Source organism: Paucibacter sp. DJ2R-2 (assembly GCF_025717675.1).
GTDB lineage: Bacteria > Pseudomonadota > Gammaproteobacteria > Burkholderiales > Burkholderiaceae_C > Paucibacter_A.
Genome location: NZ_JAJIRT010000003.1, coordinates 62,601 through 80,895, shown reverse-complemented (window position 1 = coordinate 80,895; position 18,295 = coordinate 62,601). Strand labels below are relative to the sequence as shown.

Below are 18,295 nucleotides of genomic sequence, written 5' to 3'. Positions count from 1 at the left end.
CCAGGAACTGAGCGCCATGGTTCGTCCGTGTCTGCAACGCGACAGCAGGGGTGCACGATTTTCTGCCACTGAATTTGCGAGAGAGGCAGACATCAATCCCGGACTTATCGCGCTACTGCTTTGCGTACCTTTGTACTACGTGTTGTGGAAGGTCTTCTTTGGCTCGCGTGAAGAGTTCCTTGATGCGCTCAGGTACTGGTTTCAACCCAACTGACTGTCATATCTGCACGGCGATTTCAACAAGGACAAACGAACAGCCGCATGAAGGACTTCTTTGACCCGGCGGGGATTGCATGACGTACCGAACTGGAGGGCGCCACACTGGCGGCGGCCATCGCAGACACCTTTGCGAGGCGGCAAACTGATCTGCCTACTCAGCCCCCTTGGCATTGACCCAAGCGTTCAGCCAAGCTACGCCAATGGCAGCCCTTCCTAAACAAGAACCGCCTTGATGCGGCTGGCCTCTATGAAACCGTAGCGCTTCTGATTGACTCACTGTGCCCCCTACGCACGTCGAGGCCGCCAAGAGTCCGGAGACAGCCACATGGAACCCCGAGGATCTGCGCTGGATTTGAACTTCAGGCTATGGGAATTGCCCCTAACCGCGCCGTCAAGCGCAATTTCCAAATCTCCATTGCCATACGCCTGCGAGTGCTCTTGCTACTGTCTTGAATCGCCCCGGTATTGAACTGCACGCCGAGGCGATTCCAACATCCTGCCTGCCAAGTGGGGCAGGAAAGTTGGGGACGTGCGCCGTTCCCCAAGGCTCACCATGTCTCAATCGCAGCACCACTTGCAAAAGTTACACCGGAGCGAGCAGGCGGCCGCCACGCGCTCAACCCAAATTCCAATGCGCCCAGGCCGCCACCTGATCAAAGAACAGTGCATAAAGCAGAATGGGTACCGGCAGACCTATCAATGTACCGAGCAGGTAGCTGCGCCAACCTACCCCTGACAACGCCAACGCAACGTTTAGCGCCGGAACGGTCTGGAACATCAGGCGCAGCGCCGTGACGCTTTGCAGCGGGTGACTGTCAAGACGCGCGAATAGTCGTTTCGCGATCGTGCCACTGTTGCTCCATTGGCGCAGCGCGTCGCCACCCAGCAAACGGATCAAGCCGAAGGTGCTGAGGCAGGACGCACAGGCTGCCAAATATGTGATCAGGCCGCCCCATACTCGCCCAAGCGCTAGCACTGCGGCGGCCAGAAACAGCCAGCCCGGAATCTGGAGCAAATTGCCGGCCGCAAACAGGGCGGTGAAAATCAGTACCCCAGCAATTTCATGTGCATTGAAAATAGTGCGCAAGCCGGCCAGCGTGAAATGCTCGCCAAATTCGCCGAACCGCAGCATGGCCCAGGCCAAAGCCAGGAAAACGAGGACGATGCTAAGACGGATCGATCGGTTGTGCATGCCTCGAATTTAAGGCATTCGCGCGACAAGCGCCTCAGCACAGCAAGTCAAGCAGCGTGCGCCGCAGAATGGGCAAGGATGCATAAAGGCCGACATCCCGGAACCGTCCAGGCCAACGCTAGCCGAGGCGATCAAAATTGCACCGTTGTACAGCCGCCGCATCGACCCGGTTGATCCCTAAAGCCGACGTTTGGCAATGGCTACTCCATGCGGAGGGCCAGGTTTCACCAATGCCAAGCAGATGACAGCAAAAGGCTTGTTGCAGTCGGTCGGATTTGGCAATCGTTGGGCGGCAATGTGCCTATTGCAGGTATTCGCACGGATTCGTTGAATTCACGCAGCCGACCAGAACTCGCCACTCACGAATGCCTGCTTTCGGGCACACTGGGTTTTCCCAATCACTTGGCTGGATGGCCGATACACCGATACCAGCATGAACTTCGGCGCCGCCATCACGATAAGAGCATGCGATTCATCAGGCGTCTCTTCAGCAAGCGAAGTACACCCACGGCGGAACCATCCGAACTTGGCGACGCCAGGCCGGAGTTGACCCCCCAGACTTGGTTGCTCGAACTGTTCACACGCCATGGGTTGGCGTCAAACGCCCATGACGGCTGGGTGCTTCCCAAGGGTGAACTGCCTGCCATCCGTGGCACCTGGCAGCCTGGTGAGACACACGGTCGACTCGATATGCAGGTCTTGGTGCGCGACGACGTTGTCATCGAGGAGTGCTTCGCGGGTCTCGGTGCGGGCGATGCCCGGCTGTCAGTTTGGCTCGAGAACTTCACGATCAACTCATTTCATGCACTTCAGTCGTGCCTCTGGTCTTGGGAGCTTGAATCGGTTTCGTTGACACATCCACCTAACGAAGGAAGTGTTCAATGGGAACAGCAGGGCCAAGAAAAGTTCACCGTTACGAGCTGAGTTTCAAGCTCAAGGCGGTGCTGATGAGCGAGCAGCCAGGGGTGCTGATCAAGGACGTGGCGGAGTCCTTGTGCATTCATCCCTTCATGCTGTCCAAGTGGCGAAAGCAAGAGCGTGATGGCGAGCTGTCCGGCCCCATCGAGCCGGTTGAACCCGCAGCAGTGGCGGAGCTGCGCCGGCTGCGCGAAGTCGAGCAGCAGTTCAAGCGTTTGCAGACGGAGCACGATCTGCTAAAAAAATTCATCCGGTTTGCAGCAGATCAAAAGCGGAAGTCTTCGCCTTCATCGCGGCAAACCGGCAAGCCCACTCGATCCAAGTGATGTGCAAGCTGTACCAAGTCACCCGCGCAGGCTACTACGCCTGGTGCCGGCGTGAGCGCAGCGTCAGAGCTGCCGGCGACGAGCAACTCATTGAGCAGGTGCGCTTGGTTCACGAGCAAAGCCGAGGCTACTACGGCAGCCCGCGCATTGCGCAGCAGCTCAAGCAGCAGGGCGTTCAGGTGGGGCGCCGTCGGGTGGCGCGTCTGATGCGCAAGGCGGGCCTGCAGGGGCGCAGCGCCCGGCTGTACCGGCGTGCCAAGGTGGGGCAACGCAAGTTCTTCGCCAGCGTACCCAATGCGCTGCGAGACGTGGCGCTGAGCGATGCAGACCAGGCCTGGGTCGGTGACGTGACGTACCTCAAAGTGGCGGGCCAGTGGCGCTACATGGCGGCGGTGATGGATCGACACTCCCGGCGGCTGGTGGGCTGGAGCCTGAGCCGGCGTCGCGATGCTGCGCTGACGCGTCAGGCTCTGAATCATGCCGTGCGCAAGCGCCAGCCGTCGCCGGGTTTGATCTTCCACAGCGATCGGGGCATCGAATATGCGGCATACGAGTATCGGGAGCAACTGAACCGGCTGGGCATCAAGCAGAGCATGAACCGGCCCGGAAAAATGAACGACAACGCGCACATGGAGTCGTTCTTCCACTCGATGAAGACCGAGTCCTTGCATGGCATGTCGTTCGAGACGGACAAGCAACTGCGTACCGCACTGCGCAGCTACATCGGCCTCTACAACCAGCAGCGGCTACATTCCTCGCTGAGCTATCTATCCCCGGTTAAATTCGAGCAACAGCAGCGGCAGCAATCATGTGTCAACTGAATCGGCGCAAGTTCCACCAGCAGAACTGGTTGCCCCCTAGCAGGCCACAACAATCCGCTATAGAGGCTTCCGACCGTTTGCTGCAACTACCTGAAAGCAGCCTCAGCACTGAGCGAACATCCACTCATCTGACGCCCAAACCCAATGTTCGAAGTCCAAGGTAGAAAAGGACCCTAGGGCACCCACCCTGTCAGCTCAATGTCGCCGAGCTTGATCAGACGGCTGCGCTTCGCGGCCACATCAAAGTAGGCGATGTAGGTGGTCGAGCTGGAAATAATGAAACCTCTGCCAACCACCTTCCCTTCGTCGCTGAGCTCCGTGCAAACGCCGCGCTTTCCACTACGCTGGCAACCCAATTGGATCTGACCCTCCTTGTGCTTCGCCCATTTATCCGCTGCATGCTCGCCAATAATGGGCGCTACGGCCAACGCAATGAAGGCAGCCAAAACCAGGTAATACAGAAGTCCAACTATCAGCCCCGAAAGCCCAAAGGATGAGACAAGGCTCTTGAGCCAGCGAGGAAGCCGATCGGCATTACGCTTCAGCCACCTGCCCAGTCGCGTGTTTTCTGGAGGGTAGTTTCTTGTGGCGGAGGTTACCCAAAACTGAATGGCACACATGAAAAAAATGGCCGCAAGGAAAGCACCGCCTGCTGGACTATTCAACAATGTGTGCAAGCCTTCGAGTACAGCCCTATAGCCGTAGTGCACGCGAATGCTGGTATCCAGCGGCAGCAACCCGCTGTCAAATCCCCAATGAAGGAGGTACCGGTCGTAAGCCTCCTGCCCGATGAAGTGAAGCGCCGTCGCGATGGCGCCCAGAGCAGCGACAGCAGCCTTGCCGAGAGCGGACCAAGGAAGGCTTCTGCGTGATGTGGTTGGTGCGTCAGCCAAAGACCTACTCGGTTTGGCAGTCGGAAAAGTTGCATCTGAGTCGCTCATATCGTTTCCCTGTTTCGTGGTGCACAAGCGCAGAGCGTGCAGCTTGAAGTGCCCATGAAGTCTTGCGCCTCAAAAGCTCACCAGATGAGCCACCGGGGAAATACCGAGAACCAATAGAAGACGAAGCCCGTTTGCAATGCATAGAAAACTCGAAAGGGAGGGTCGCATGCATTTGAAGCTGATCGATGTCACGGGCGTATGACTTGTTGGCGCCAAATCCACAGAGCTAGGCTTCGAAGGACTCAAACACCATGCTGTGGTCCTTAGGCGCAGAACCATCGGTCAGCAGGTCTATGTCGCAGAACTGATGAACCATGGATACCTGGTCACAACGGTCATAGACTTCGATCTAAGCTACGCAGCTAACGGCGACCTCCGTATTGAACCCAATGCTGGCACCAATCTGCGCTACTCAGGTGCTCACACTCCCCGGAGGACATGCGTCGCGGGTGGAGCAGCCCGAGGCGCTGATCAACTTCATCCACGACGTTTGCGCCCGACATGAGTGAATCGTTTGAGTCGCCGTCTCAACGCAGGGCGTTCGTACAGCTTTGCGTCTCTACCTTCTTGTTGTTTACGACCGGCTCGACGCTCGCGTTGCTATCCCTCGTACTTGAAAGGAATGGACATTCGAGCCGCGAAATCGGTATCGTGCTCTCAAGCCCGATTGCCCCAGTGATCATCGCCATACTGGTGACCGGAAGGCTTCTTCGAAGCCTGAATCCACTACAGGTAGCATTTGCGGGCCAAGTGTTGATGATTCTGAGTTTCGCAGGATTCGAATGGTGGATACGCTCAACGGTCGGCGGGGCCATCTGCAGGGCAGTTTTCGGCCTGGGTTTCGGCGTTTACTTTGCCGCCTCCACGTTTGTAGCGCGCGACATGTTGAGAGGACCCAGGACCACATATCTGTTCGGACTGTTCGGAAGCATGATCACGTTGCCTAACGCCATCGGGCCGGCCGCGGCGGAGTTCGTGCTGGACCACGTCGGCCTGCGAGGTTACTTCCTGTGGTTGTCCGTGCCCGGACTGTTGGCCGTTGCAATCCTGGGTCGCCTTTGCGTCACGCACGCAGTCTCTAGGTCAACGATAGTGCCGCCCCCGGTTTCCTACCTGTCATTCTTCAGGTCAGGTGCGTTCCGACTGGCGTCAGCGACAAATTTCGTTATGGGCATCAGCTGGGGCATGGTGTTTGGATACTGCGCTTTGCACCTCAGAAGCCATGGGATTTTGGTGGGTGCTTTCTTCTCATCGATGACTCTTGCCTTCTTCACGACGCGTTTCGTGCTGATGACCTGGATACAGAAGCGGCCTCGCGAGGAGGCGGTCGCAGGGGCGTTCGTGTGCATGGCACTGTCATTCATTGCGCTAGGGGCTTTTCCCACCATCTGGACAGCAGTGGTTGCTGGCCTCGTATTCGGAATCGGCTACAGCGCGGTGTCGCCGATTCTTAGTGTGTGGGCCTCGGACGTGTTTCCAGCGACGAGTCGGCCAATGGCCATGGCCTTGTTCAACACGCACTTCCACGTCGGCTTCTTCGCCTTTCCGATCTTCATGGGAAGTCTTGCCTCCTTGCAAAAGCTGGACCGCACGTTGATAGCTCTTGGTTTGCTAAGTCTGCTTACCGCTGGTTGGTACTCGATGTGTGCATTACGGCCGAAGGCCGACGCTGCGATAGCGCCCGTCAACTGAGTCCCTAAAAACATGAAAAATCCCGCCTGGGAGGCAGTCGAACGGCTGCACCTCGATATTCCCAATGAGCTGTTTGATCAGATACGACACGGCGAAACTGCGTCCACGATCTGCCCGTGGCCAGCCGTCTTTTGCGTGTATTGACGAGAGTGGCGCATACCGCGAGTTCGTCGCAGATGTTCCAGAAGTTCCTTCTTCAAGGCGCCGAGCGCTTGAATGAACAGGCTTCGGTAGATGGTCTTGTGCGACACGTGCTGGCTCTCGTCGCTCGGATAAGTATGCTTGAGCCCGCCGGCGATCTGCTCGGGAGACCACCGCAGACGCAGCTTGCTGGCCACTGTGCGCGCCAGCTCTCGATCTTGAGTCAGTTTGCATTGCTTTGGGCGATGCGCGCGATCCCATGCGGCACTGTCGGCATGGCTGGCTCGATAGCCGATGCGCCCGCCATTGCGCTCGATCTCTCGACTCACCGTGGATGGCGCTCGGCCAATCTGTGCGGCGATGGAACGGATTGACCGGCCGAGCGCCAGTCCAATTGAAATCTTTCCCCCCGCTCAGCCAGGGGCAGCGCGAGCCGTGAGTGGCTGCGATCTGTTGGGCGAATTCCGCCGGTCCGGGCAATGATCTGTTGGAGCGACGAGTGACCTCGGTCGAAAAGCTTCCCAATCTCGTGCAGTGTCCAGCCATCCTTCCAACGCTCCCGCATCAGCTCCTTCTGGCTGTCTGAGTAGTAGATCCGCGGTCGCTGTTTCATCTCCAACACTCCTTCGGCCCGAGCGGGTCCTAGTGTGCTGCATCGACCAGTTGAATCCGCCCTGCATAGCTGCCGGCCGGCAGCCAACGACGCCTCCAGGCTGGTCGGAGTCATTCGCATCTAGGGATTGAGCGGCCGCTTTGACCGTCACCCGCCTTTCGCCGGGTAGCAACTCGTACGGCGGCTTTGCATCCGTCACCGGACACTCGACACGGCGCGGCAGCGAGGTGCTCGTCAACGACTGGTTCGGCGCAGCGCCACCTTGCGCTGCCGACCCACAGCAGAAGTTGGCGAGCCCAAATCCGGTACCGGAAAGCATTCATTGGGGGGCCGCTCCACACCAGCACCGCATGCTGACAGCGGGACATTAACCTGCCGTCACATCCAGCAGGGCTTCCGCTGGTAGACTTACACAAACCGTTGCAGAGCCACAAAATGTCTTCCCGTACCAGCCGTAACACCCTCACCGAACGCGGTATGCAGATCGTCGAGCGACGCATTCCGGCGCTGGCGGCGAAGGCTGGTCATGAGGCCTACCGGACCACGCTGCAGCAGACTGGTGCAGTGACCGTGAAGACCAGCAATGGTCAGGTCGTGAAGCGCGCGCTCGATGGGAGCGTGACGGTCATCAAGAGCTTGCCGGTCGGCAAGCGCGTCAAGACCGGCACCGTCCTCAGGCGTGTCAAGTAAGCCGCCCGGCGCGGATGCAGCGGCTAAGGCCGCAAAACCACCTCAAGCGCCAGCGGCACAGCCCGCGCAGCCTCGACTCCGGGTTCTCGCCGGTCCGAACGGATCGGGCAAGAGCACCATCAAACCAGACCTGAAGCCCCAGTGGATTGGCGTCTTCGTGAATGCCGACGAGATGGAGCGAGACCTGGTCGCCTCTGCGGGCTTCCTGAGCTTGCGCAGCCTCGGCGTCAGCGGCGAGCCAGCTGTGGTTCTCAAGCGCATCAAGAAGAGCCTGGAGACCTTCGGGCTGGAGAAGCGGCTGGACCTACAGGCCCTGTTGGCGGGCATGACACTCGATGACGCGATGAGGCTGTGGGTGCCAGGGCCCTACGACTCCTATCTCGCGGCGTCGCTTGCCGATGCCGTGCGCCAAGAGTTGCTGGAGGAAGGCCAGACGTTCACGTTCGAGACCGTGATGTCGCACCCGTCTAAGATCAATTTCATGCGGCAGGCGAGGGAACGCGGCTACCGCGTGTACCTCTACTTCGTGGCCACCGACGACCCGACGATCAACATCGACCGCGTGCACCGGCGTGTCCTGCAGGGTGGGCATCCCGTGAAAGATGAGCTCGTGGTAAGCAGGTACCACCGCTCCATCGCCCTGATGACCGAGGCATGCAAGGTGGCCCACCGGGCCTACATCTTTGACAACTCGGGCACAAAGCACAAGTTGCTGGCCGAGGTGACCGACTTCGAGGAAATCCGGCTCGGGGCCAGCCGGATCAGCCCTTGGTTTCTCGAAACCGAGCTCTGGAAGCAGTTCTCCTGAGTTTCCCGAGGGTGCCAAGCCGTGGCGCCCGCCTCACACGCTGTTGCCAACCCTCCTGCGCGTCGCGCGGTTGCAGTCGAAGGGCACGGTTGATCTGGCGCACGCGGGCGGCGCCAATGCAGCTCGAGTGGAGCTCTGCATCCAAACGGCGCACGAATAGGGTGAAGTTGGTATCCAGGATGACCGTGCGCTCGCTGTCGTTGCATTTCGCTTGGCTTCGAGCCAGACGACGATGCGAGTGCAGCCGCCATTCCTTGACACGCCGTTGCAGCGGCCACGTCAACACTTGGTCGTTGGGATGCAGACCTTCGTCCACGACCGCTTGTGGCCGGGACCGGGTGCCCAGCAGATCCGCCGTTAGCCGCCCCGGGCCCGCCGCATCCATCCACCGAAGGTCAGCTTACTGTCTCGCCAGGCAAGACCCGGTGCCGGCGACAAACTGCCGGCGGCGACCGTCGGCTTCGCGGTGGCTCAATTTCTTGCTGGCTGAGAGAACTAGGTGCTTGCGATAGGTCCGTCGAGACGGCGGCGGCGGGCTGCTCATGGAGTTCGGCCGAAAGTCGTCGGGCGACCGCTGCTCTCACCATCCAACATTCAAAAAGCATGAGCCCGAGCAAAGCGCGCCTAGCCCAGTAGGCAAGCCACCGCGTAGACCCCCGGACCTGCGAAGTCAACCGCCGGTACCGGCATAGCACTTGTCCGCATTCGGCGGGAGCGTCGTCAGGGCCGTGATGTTGGCCATGTCCGAGTCGACCTCCGCATTGCGTGCAGCCCTCTCCGTAACGTTGGCGATGCTAACGATTCCGGCCCGTAGCTCCTCGCCTTGTTTGATCGCCTTGTCCCGTGCCTCTCGTTCTTTGTCATAGGCAGCTCTAAGACTCTCCATGTTGACGCCCGAGAGCTTCAGTTCGCGCTGGTCCTTCATGAGGCGCGCCAGCGCCTTGTTCATCGTTCGGTTCACCGCGGGAAACACATCGTTGAGCGTGGCCAGGGCGCCCAGCCGCTCGCTCTCTGTCCCAGTGAGCAGTGAGGTGTTCTCCTTCTTGAAGGCGCCGGTCGCGTCCAACATGCTCCACGCGGACCTGGGCACCTTGTCGACCGCTTCGGAGATGCACAGCATCGTGGCCGAGGCGGTCTGGTAGTTCTTGGCCTGGGTCTCGACCCGATAGGTGTCCGAAAATGACCCAAAGAGCGCAGCGAAGATTCCCGCGTAGCGGGCCTCCTTCATGTGGTTCTTGACCGCGTAGTAGGCAGCGGTAAGCACCGCAACGTCTCGCCCCCGGCCCGGGATGTCGCGCCCGAGCAAGAGGTACTCGCCCTCGGTGTCGCGCCAGAACGCAGCGTAGAGCTCTAGCTGCGCTTGGAGGTTCGGCTGATCAGTGGTCAGAGGAATGCGGTTTCCATTGGTGCGAAGTGCGTCTGCATCCGCGAGCGCCTTCACCCACGGGTCCTGGATCGCACTCTTCGTACTTCCGGTCCCAGTCGTGAGCGGTACCGGTTTGGGTACCGCTACCTGGCTTGGCGTCAGTGCGCAGCCGGAGAAAAGTGCGCAGGAAATAGCTAGCGCCAGTGCAGTTTTCATTCTTCGCTCCCTCGCGTGTTTTTCCGATCATTCGGGCTACCGAGGGTTGCCGCCACGGTACTTACCCCTTCATCAAAAAAACGGATTGAGCACCAAGAACCCGACATGGTGCGGCGCGCGCGTACCCGATCTTGGGCGGTCGGGGTCAGGTCTCGCCAGCCACCCTACAAGCTGCTGATGATTCGTGTGCCGCGGCTTTAGGTAGGGTGAAAGACTTCTATACGAGCCAATGTTGTTCGCCCTTAGCGCGCGAAATTCTCCCGCCGCCCCTGTCTGGCAGAGTAGTTCTCCGCAGGCGGCCCAAAGCCAGCCAGGGCGCCTCAAAAGCGAGCATTGGTGCGTGATGACCTCGCACGTAGCTACGCTGTAGCGCTACGGCTGCGCTTCGCACCTGGCGACACCAGCCTATCAGCGCCTGAAGCATTCAAGCCGAAGTGCTTTCTGCGAAGGGAAGTGATACCTCATCAATAGTGACGAGGAGACTAGACGAACGGAAGTCACCAAGCCATAGCGTCGCAAAGCTTGGACTGAACGTTGGGGATAGGGCGTCTTGCGCAACTCCCCCGGCCTTGCCATGCTGACGCACACAGCTGGTCAAGAAGAACAACCTACGAGCCGCTGCAATAATCGTCAGCAATAAAGCGGGCATGCGCCAAAAGGCGCGGGGAGGTCAGGGATAGATCCAAGCTGCCGGATTGGTCTGGCGTCCCCTTTCGGGTTACATACTGACACGGCGACTGCGGAACCAGTTCCTGATCGTCCGGCTTGCCGGAATCAATTTCACCAGCATCTGTGGCGGCTTAGGGTGGCAGCGAAAGCTCAAACTGTAGAGAAGCTGTCGCCGGTGTGACGCCAGCCGACACTCGCGAGTCCTACGGCTGCAATACCTCGTACAGCTGACGTTCACACCACCGCCGGTCGCCAAGCCCAGTGTCCGCTTGGTACCAGTCAGCGTGAGTTCGCCGTCCGAAGGCCAACGGCCGGAACCGCTGCGAAGCGGCCTATAGGCTATCGACGTCGTCTTCAGGCACGTGCAAAACAAGCAGATTTTTGAACCTAAGGTCTGCATGGACAGAAAGCTGCCAATTCAAGGGAGCGATCCCGGGCAACCACCGATGGGAGAGACATCCCACCCTTGACCCACAGATCCCAGGATGGACCCAGAGCTTTTGAGAGCTTGCTGCAGCCGTGCAAGCGAGACGGTCCCGAGAGTCTTTGCAAAACACGGACTTCTGAGCGACCAGAACCGCATTTACTAAGCTCAAGCTGCGTTGGACGGCACTATTCTGTCGAACTCTGGAATAGAGGCGGACGCTTCGACGCACTAGCGCAACATGAGCCGAACAACGAATCAACTCAACAAATACTGGCACCAGACTGGCACCAGCACCGGGACGAAAAAAAGCACCTAGGGCCGTTTGGCGCTAAGTGCTTGATTTCATTCTTAATTTTGGTGGGCCCTGAGTGACTCGAACACTCGACCTACGGATTAAGAGTCCGCTGCTCTACCAACTGAGCTAAGAGCCCTACGCTTTTGTCTTGCTTGGCGTTAATTTCTTAGCAACCTTGCAAGCCTTGCAGTATAGCATGATTTTTTAGAATTTCCACTGTTTCAGCGAATATCTCAAAAATCTGCTTTTCAGCTTCTTCGCACTTACCGAGCAACAGAGTTGCTTTTAGCAAGATGGTGGGTCGTGCGGGACTCGAACCTGCGACCTACGGATTAAAAGTCCGCTGCTCTACCAACTGAGCTAACGACCCATCAAGCGAAGCCCATCATTATAGCCAGGATTTTTTGCTTCCGGCAATACTTTCACAAGAACTTCTTGTGCAATGAAAAGCGGCTCCTCAGCGCGCACGGGCCAGCACGGCCTGGATCAAGGCCGCCGCCGCTGCCATGCCAAAACTGGCCGTCACTGCCACGCTGGAGCCATAGCCATGGCAATTGAGCGTGCCGTCGACGGCACAGGCTTCACCGCCCTCTCCTTCCTCGGGCGGGCGGTGTACCGCCTCACGCGAAAACACACAACGCACACCGAGCTTGCCTTGCCGCGGAGCACCGTATTCCTTGCGCAGGCGCTGGCGCAGCGAAGCGAGCAAAGGATCATGGGTGGTGTCCGCCAGGTCTTCGATGCTGAGCAGATGGGGTTCGCGTTTGCCACCTGCGGCACCCACCGTCACAAAAGGCAGCTGGCGCGCGCGCGCCCAGGCCGCCAAGCAAGCTTTGGCACGCACTTGGTCGCAGGCATCGATCAGACCGTCTACCCGAGACTCGGCCTCGCTGCCGCCCAGCAGGGCCGGCCAATTGCCAGGTTCGACAAAGTCTTCGATCACCCGCACCTCGCAGTCGGGATGGATGTCCTGGATGCGCAAGCGCAGGGCCTCGCCCTTTGCCATGCCCACCGTCGACCCTAGAGCCTGAATCTGACGATTGATGTTCGATTCGGAGACCTGATCCAGATCGATCAAGGTCAGGCTGGCCACACCGGAACGCGCCAGCGCTTCCACGGCCCAGGAGCCGACGCCACCCAAGCCGACCACGACCAGATGCGCAGCGCGCAAGCGCAGATAGTCGGCTTCACCGTACAGGCGCCGCAGACCACCGAAACGACGCTCACTGTCGGCCGGGAACTCCGCCAGGCCCGACAGGTCGGTGACTGCATTCATGGCTTCGGCCATATCGTCTTGTCCTTGCATATCCATCAAGCCAGAGATCCTGTTGGCGCACAAAAAAGGCTCTGCACGCAGAGCCTTGAACGGTCGGGAAAAGCCAGCGCCCTTACTTGAGCGCGGCCAGCCGTTCCTTGCCAGCCTGCGCCGCTTCGGAGCCGGGGTAGGCCTTGATCAAATCACCGAGACTGCGCCGGGCTGCCTTGGTGTCCTTGAGCTCGATCTGGCAATTGGCCAGGGCCAACAAGGCTTCGGCCGCGCGCGGGTGCTCGGGGTTGCCGGAAATGAAGGCCTTGAAGGTGGCGATCGCTTCCTTGTACTCACGCTTGCCGTACTGGGCATTGCCCTGCCAGAACCGCACCGAGTCGCTGTAGCCACTGGCCGGGAAACGACGGGCAAAACTGCTCAAGGCCTCGCCCGCTTCGTTGAAATCGCCGCGCCGAACCAGGCCCATGGCCGCCTCGTACTGACGGCGCTCCTCTGGGTCCACCTGAAACTCGCGGCCATCGAGTGCCACTTTCTGTGGCTCCATGGGCTTCAAGCGCGAATCAAAGGCCTGCAACTGATCATTGAGCTTGCGCTGGGTCTCGGACAGCTCGCGTGCCAGCTGCTCGTTCTGGCCGCGCAGCTTGGCGATCTCGGCACGCAAGGTGTCGATCTGTCCATTGAGGTCCAGCAGGCTGCGACGCAATGGGCCGAGCTGGTCCTGCACCAGCGCGCTCAGCTGCTCGGCGCGCTGACGCTGGGCGTCCTCGCTCTGTTGCAGCTTGGCACGCAGGTCGAGGATGGCCTTGCGAGCATCCTCGTCCTCAAACAGACCGGCACGCGCCGGTTGGCTCAAGGCCAAGCCCAGCACCAGGCAGAACGGCAGCAGCCGCGGCAACTTCATCTCACTTGTCCTTCAGCTCGACGCGGCGGTTCTTGGCCCAGGCGGCCTCATCGCTGCCTTGGGCGGCCGGGCGCTCTTTGCCAAAGCTCACAGGCTCGACTTGGGCTGCACCAACGCCCAGCAGGCCCAGGGACTTGGCCACCGCTTCGGCACGCTTCTGACCCAGGGCCAGGTTGTATTCGCGGCCGCCGCGCTCGTCGGTGTGGCCTTCCAGGCTCAGAGCAATCTTGCGGTCGTTGTTGAGGCGCTTGGCATGGGCTTCGACCAAGCCACGGAACTCGTCCTTGACGGTGTAGCTGTCCAGATCGAAATAGACCACGCGCTGGTTGGCGACGGCTGCGGTCAGCTGAGCGCCCAGATCCACGGTCTGAACCTTGGACTCGGCCATGGGCTGAGCATTTGCAGTGGAATTGGTGGGGGCCACAGGCGCCACCGGGCGGGTTTCCACCGGCGCTGGCTCGTCCAGCTTCACGGCAGTGCTGCAGCCAGCCAGGGCGGCAGCGGCCAAGAGGGACAGAGCAAAACGCGTCATCTTCATGAAAAGCACTCCTGTTTCGATCACATGGATCTGTCTTGAAAAAGTTCCGCCGCTAACCGGTCCGACCGGCGCATTGACAACTGCGAATTGTCATACAGCTTGCACAAGTTTCGCTCGATGCAAGCGCAAAGAAATCAACGGCCGAAGGGACCCCAGGTCGGCTCTCGCACATCGGCCAAGGTCGAAATCAGCTTGGCTTTGATGCGGCCGTCCAGGGTGCTGGTCATCAACACATCGCGGCCGGCGGAGCGAGTGGCATAGACGATCAGACGGCCATTGGGAGAGAAGCTCGGGCTCTCGTCGTCGCTGCCATCGCTGATCTGCTGGACCACGCCCGAGGCCAGATCCATCACGCAGATGCGGAACTGGCTTCCGTTCAGGCGGGTGACAAAAGCCAGGCTGCGGCCGTCGGGGCTGACGGTCGGGCTGATGTTGTAGTTGCCGCTGAAGCTGACGCGCTCGGGCGCGCCGCCGCCCACCGCCACGCGGTAGATCTGCGGGCTGCCGCCCCGGTCGCTGACGAAGTAGATCGAGCGGCCGTCGGGGGCAAACACCGGCTCGGTGTCGATGGCCGAGCTTTGCGTCAGGCGGCGCACGCCGCTGCCGTCACGGTTCATCACGAAGAGCTGGGAGCCCCCCTCGCGCGACAAGGTCAGCACCACCGACTCACCATCGGGCGAAAACGCCGGCGCGCTGTTGCTGCCGCGGAAATCGGCCAGCTTGCGTCGCCGTCCAGTCTGCAGATCCTGCACCCAGACCACCGCCTTGCGTGTCTCGAAGGACACGTAGGCCAGCTCGCGGCCATTGGGCGACCAGGCCGGCGAAATGATGGGCTCGGGGCTGGCCAGGGCAACCTGACCGCCCTCGCCGTCCGCATCGGTGATGCGCAGGCTGTAGCGGCCGCCAGCACGCGTGACGTAGGCCATGCGAGTGGCGAACACGCCGCGCTCGCCGGTCAGCTTTTGGTAGATGGTGTCGGCAATGCGGTGGGCCGCCAATCGCACATCCTCTGCGGTCACAGCATGGGCTTCACCGCCCAGGTCAGCGCCCTTGACCACATCCCAGAGCTTGTAGCGCAGATCGAAACGACCATCGGCTAAGCGGCTGACCGAGCCGGCAGCCAGGGCATCGGCCTGCTTGCCGCGCCATTCGCTCCAGTTCGGTGCGCTGCCTTCGAACAGGCCCGGAGCCGAATCGATGATCTTGAACTGGCCGCTGCGCTCCAGGTCAGCGCGGATGATGGCGGCCACGGCCTGGCCGCTGGCCGACTCGTCACGAAAATCCGGCAGGGCAATGGGCAGCTGCGAGCCGCCAACGCCGGAGATTTCCACCCGGAACTGGGCCAGGGCAGGCCCAGCCAGCACGGCGGCGGAAGCCGCGGCGGCTTGCTGCAGGAGGGCTCGGCGCGAAAATAGGTCGGACATGGAGGTGCTCATAGAAAACAAAGCGAAGGGGTCCACAGCGCAGGCCGCGGGCCAGGGTCGGGATTTTGCCTGAGGGCGTTAAAGCACACCGCTGATGCGGGCGTTGTAGCGCCAGGCGGCACCGACGGCCGCAATCAGAGCAACACGATGTCGTAATGCTCGGTCTGATTGGTCGGCTCGGCCGTCAGCGAGATCGGCTTGCCTATGAAATCCGACAAGCCGGCCAGATGCTGGCTTTCCTCGTCCAACAGCATCTCCACCACATTGGCCGCTGCCACGACGCGGAACTCCTTGGGCGAGAACTGGCGCGCCTCGCGCAGGATCTCGCGCATGATGTCATAACAAATGGTTCGAGCGGTCTTGACCTGGCCGCGACCTTCGCAGGTCGGGCAAGGTTCGCAGAGCATGCGCGAGAGCGACTCACGCGTGCGCTTGCGCGTCATCTCGACCAGGCCCAGCTGGGTGAAACCGCCCAGGGTGACCTTGGTACGGTCGCGGCTGAGCTGCTTGCGGAACTCGGTCAGCACGGCCGACTTGTGCTCTTCGCGCGTCATGTCGATGAAGTCGACAATGATGATGCCGCCCAGATTGCGCAGGCGCAGCTGGCGCGCGATGGCGCCGGCCGCCTCGAGATTGGTCTTGAAGATGGTGTCGTCGAAATTGCGGGCGCCGACGAAACCGCCGGTGTTCACGTCGACCGTGGTCATGGCCTCGGTCTGGTCGAAGATTAGGTAGCCGCCCGACTTCAGATCGACCCGCCGGGCCAGGGCGCGGCTCAGCTCGGCATCGATGTTGTTGAGGTCGAAGATCGGCCGCTCACCGCGGTAATGCTCAAGCTTGGCCGTTGCCGCCGGCATGAAGGTCTCGCCAAAGGCATGCAGCACGTCGTACTGCAGCTTGGAATCGATGCGGATGGAGCCGGTGCGATCGCTGGTCAGGTCACGCAGCACCCGCTCGACCAGGCTCAGATCTTGGTGCAGCAAAGTGCCCGGCGGAGAGTTGAAAGCACGCTCACGGATCGCCGCCCAGGCCTTGCGCAAATAGGCAATGTCGGAACCCAGCTCCTCGTCGCTGGCATCCTCGGCATTGGTGCGCAGGATGAAGCCGCCACCGCCGCCCTCCTCGGCCTTGCCGACCAGGATCTGCATGCGCGCGCGCAGCTGTTCGCGGGCTTCGTGCGAGCCGATCTTCTGCGAGATGCCGATGTGCTCGTCCTGCGGCAGGAACACCAGCATGCGACCGGCAATGCTGATCTGGCTGGACAGGCGCGCGCCCTTGCTGCCGATCGGGTCCTTGATGACCTGCACAGTCAAGGTCTGACCCTCGAACACCAGGCGCTCGATCGGCGTGGCCACGCCGGCTTCGCCATGGTGGCCTCGTCCCGCCTGGGTGCCGGTCAGGTGCAGATCAGCCACGTGCAAAAAGGCGGCCCGCTCCAGGCCGATGTCGATGAAGGCGGACTGCATGCCAGGCAGCACCCGGGCGACCTTGCCCGAATAGACATTGCCCACCAGGCCCCGCTCCAGCGTGCGCTCGACGTGGAGCTCTTGCACCGAACCGTTTTCCACCACGGCCACGCGCGTTTCCTGCGGCGACCAATTGATCAGGATGTCTTCCATGGCGTCTCGTCTCAATCCTCGAATGCTGTCGCAAATGCTGTTGCAAGTGCTGTTGCATGAGGGCCGTGAAACGTTCGGGCCTTCATGCGACAAGACTCGGTCTGTCGTCGGCGCCCCTGCGCGAAGATCGGATCTCAGAAGCGCCAGCCCCAGGCGCTCAGCAATTGCGCGGTCTCAAACAGGGGCAGACCCATGATGCCTGAATAGCTGCCCTCGATGCGCGAAATCCAGGCGGCCGCCTGACTTTGTATCGCATAGGCGCCCGCCTTGCCGAAGGGCTCCCCGCTGTCCACATAGCGGCGCAGGGCGTCCTCACCGACCGGCGCGAACTCGACTTCGGAAACGTTGAGGGCAGCCTCCCGCCGCTCAACTTGCCCCACAGCCACCGCCGTGATCACGCGGTGCCGACGCCCGGCCAGCAGACGCAGGGTGCGCAACGCGTCCTCCACATCGACCGGCTTGCCCAGGATCTGCTGATCCACCGCCACGGTGGTGTCGGAGCACAGCACCGGTGCTTCGGGCAGGCCACGCGCAGCGCGACGCAAGAGCGCAGCATCGAGCTTGGCTTGGGTCACGCGCGCCACATACGCCTCAGGCGCCTCGCCGGGCAAAACGGCCTCCAGCGCCTCAGCATCTTCCTCGGGCCCGGGCAGCAAAAGCTCATGGCGCACGCCGAGTTGCTCCAGCAGCTGGCGCCGGCGCGGGCTTTGCGAAGCCAGATAGATGAAATTGCCGGAGCTGCTCATTCTCGGTGGTAGGGGTGGCCGGTCATCACGGTCCAGGCGCGGTACAAGCCTTCGGCCAGCAGGACGCGGGCAAAGGCATGCGGCAGGGTCAGGTCGGACAGGCGCAGGGTTTCATCGGCCGTGGCCTTGAGCTCCGGGTGCAGGCCATCGGGGCCGCCGATGAAGAGGGCCGCATCACGGCCCTCACCCATCCAGAGCTGCATGCGCTCGGCCAGCTGTTTGCTGGTGCGGCGCTCCCCACGCTCATCGAGGATGATGCGGCGCACGCCCTTGGGGCAGGCCGACTCCAGACGCTGCGCCTCGGCCGCCATCAATTGCTCGGCCGTTTTGCTGCCCCGGGTTTCGGCCTTGACGACCTTGAGCTCCAAGCGCATCTCGGGCGGAAAGCGCTTGGCAAAGTCCTCATAGGCGGTATCCGCCCAGGCCGGCTGACGCTGGCCCACGGCGATCAAGAACAAACGCATCG

General features: G+C 61.0%; 16 protein-coding genes, 2 tRNA genes and 1 pseudogene. 6 read left to right on the top strand and 13 right to left on the bottom strand.

Annotation, left to right across the window (positions count from 1 at the left end):
• Positions 1–835: 835 nt before the first annotated feature.
• A complete protein-coding gene (locus LNV28_RS09725) occupies positions 836–1,411 on the bottom strand; it encodes a TVP38/TMEM64 family protein (RefSeq protein ID WP_263568805.1) in 576 nt (191 codons plus the stop codon).
• 465 nt (positions 1,412–1,876) lie between these two features.
• Between LNV28_RS09725 and LNV28_RS09720 the strand changes: the two genes are divergently transcribed.
• The 3 genes from LNV28_RS09720 to LNV28_RS09710 are packed head-to-tail and all read left to right on the top strand — an operon-like array spanning position 1,877 to position 3,476.
• Positions 1,877–2,335 (top strand): DUF6348 family protein, encoded by a 459-nt coding sequence (locus LNV28_RS09720; protein ID WP_263568804.1) that lies wholly within the window; start codon positions 1,877–1,879, stop codon positions 2,333–2,335.
• Between the two features lie 23 nt (positions 2,336–2,358).
• Positions 2,359–2,655, top strand: coding sequence for a transposase (locus LNV28_RS09715; protein WP_263568803.1), 297 nt, complete (start codon positions 2,359–2,361; stop codon positions 2,653–2,655).
• A complete protein-coding gene (locus tag LNV28_RS09710; protein ID WP_318013850.1) occupies positions 2,574–3,476 on the top strand; it encodes an IS3 family transposase in 903 nt (300 codons plus the stop codon). The genes LNV28_RS09715 and LNV28_RS09710 overlap by 82 nt, the downstream gene beginning before the upstream one ends.
• Before the next feature lie 173 nt (positions 3,477–3,649).
• Here the strand turns inward: LNV28_RS09710 and LNV28_RS09705 are convergent, their stop codons facing one another.
• Positions 3,650–4,417, bottom strand: coding sequence for a hypothetical protein (locus LNV28_RS09705; protein ID WP_263568802.1), 768 nt, complete (start codon positions 4,415–4,417; stop codon positions 3,650–3,652).
• Between the two features lie 501 nt (positions 4,418–4,918).
• Here LNV28_RS09705 and LNV28_RS09700 point away from each other — a divergent pair.
• Positions 4,919–6,109, top strand: coding sequence for an MFS transporter (locus LNV28_RS09700; protein ID WP_263568801.1), 1,191 nt, complete (start codon positions 4,919–4,921; stop codon positions 6,107–6,109).
• Between the two features lie 92 nt (positions 6,110–6,201).
• Here the strand turns inward: LNV28_RS09700 and LNV28_RS09695 are convergent.
• A pseudogene (locus LNV28_RS09695) lies at positions 6,202–6,863 on the bottom strand (transposase); the annotation flags it as partial.
• A gap of 435 nt (positions 6,864–7,298) precedes the next feature.
• On the opposite strand from LNV28_RS09695, the gene LNV28_RS09690 reads away from it, so the two are divergent.
• Both LNV28_RS09690 and LNV28_RS09685 read left to right on the top strand, forming a co-directional pair.
• Positions 7,299–7,553, top strand: coding sequence for a hypothetical protein (locus LNV28_RS09690; protein ID WP_263568800.1), 255 nt, complete (start codon positions 7,299–7,301; stop codon positions 7,551–7,553).
• Positions 7,554–7,710: 157 nt separating this feature from the next.
• Complete coding sequence (locus LNV28_RS09685; protein ID WP_263568799.1) at positions 7,711–8,361, top strand: ATPase; 651 nt, start codon at positions 7,711–7,713, stop codon at positions 8,359–8,361.
• A 670-nt stretch (positions 8,362–9,031) separates the two neighbouring features.
• Here the strand turns inward: LNV28_RS09685 and LNV28_RS09680 are convergent.
• From LNV28_RS09680 to rlmH, 10 genes are all read right to left on the bottom strand, one after another.
• Positions 9,032–9,943: a hypothetical protein gene (locus tag LNV28_RS09680; RefSeq protein ID WP_263568798.1), complete on the bottom strand. Its 912-nt coding sequence runs from the start codon at positions 9,941–9,943 to the stop codon at positions 9,032–9,034.
• A 1,451-nt stretch (positions 9,944–11,394) separates the two neighbouring features.
• A tRNA-Lys gene (locus LNV28_RS09675) sits at positions 11,395–11,470 on the bottom strand.
• Between the two features lie 158 nt (positions 11,471–11,628).
• Positions 11,629–11,704 (bottom strand) — tRNA-Lys (locus LNV28_RS09670).
• An 87-nt stretch (positions 11,705–11,791) separates the two neighbouring features.
• On the bottom strand, positions 11,792–12,610 hold the full coding sequence (locus tag LNV28_RS09665; protein WP_263520636.1) for a tRNA threonylcarbamoyladenosine dehydratase: 819 nt from the start codon (positions 12,608–12,610) through the stop codon (positions 11,792–11,794).
• Between the two features lie 112 nt (positions 12,611–12,722).
• A complete protein-coding gene (ybgF, locus tag LNV28_RS09660; RefSeq protein WP_263520590.1) occupies positions 12,723–13,502 on the bottom strand; it encodes a tol-pal system protein YbgF in 780 nt (259 codons plus the stop codon).
• Between the two features lies 1 nt (position 13,503).
• Complete coding sequence (gene pal, locus LNV28_RS09655; RefSeq protein ID WP_318013843.1) at positions 13,504–14,040, bottom strand: peptidoglycan-associated lipoprotein Pal; 537 nt, start codon at positions 14,038–14,040, stop codon at positions 13,504–13,506.
• 134 nt (positions 14,041–14,174) lie between these two features.
• On the bottom strand, positions 14,175–15,464 hold the full coding sequence (gene tolB / locus LNV28_RS09650; RefSeq protein WP_263520589.1) for a Tol-Pal system beta propeller repeat protein TolB: 1,290 nt from the start codon (positions 15,462–15,464) through the stop codon (positions 14,175–14,177).
• A gap of 134 nt (positions 15,465–15,598) precedes the next feature.
• Complete coding sequence (gene rng, locus LNV28_RS09645) at positions 15,599–17,083, bottom strand: ribonuclease G (RefSeq protein WP_263520588.1); 1,485 nt, start codon at positions 17,081–17,083, stop codon at positions 15,599–15,601.
• 134 nt (positions 17,084–17,217) lie between these two features.
• Positions 17,218–17,829, bottom strand: a complete 612-nt coding sequence (locus LNV28_RS09640; RefSeq protein WP_263520587.1) for a Maf family protein — start codon at positions 17,827–17,829, stop codon at positions 17,218–17,220.
• Entirely contained in the window at positions 17,826–18,293 is a 468-nt protein-coding gene (gene rlmH / locus LNV28_RS09635) for a 23S rRNA (pseudouridine(1915)-N(3))-methyltransferase RlmH (RefSeq protein ID WP_263520586.1), read from the bottom strand. Before rlmH ends, LNV28_RS09640 begins: the two co-directional genes overlap by 4 nt.
• Positions 18,294–18,295: the final 2 nt, after the last annotated feature.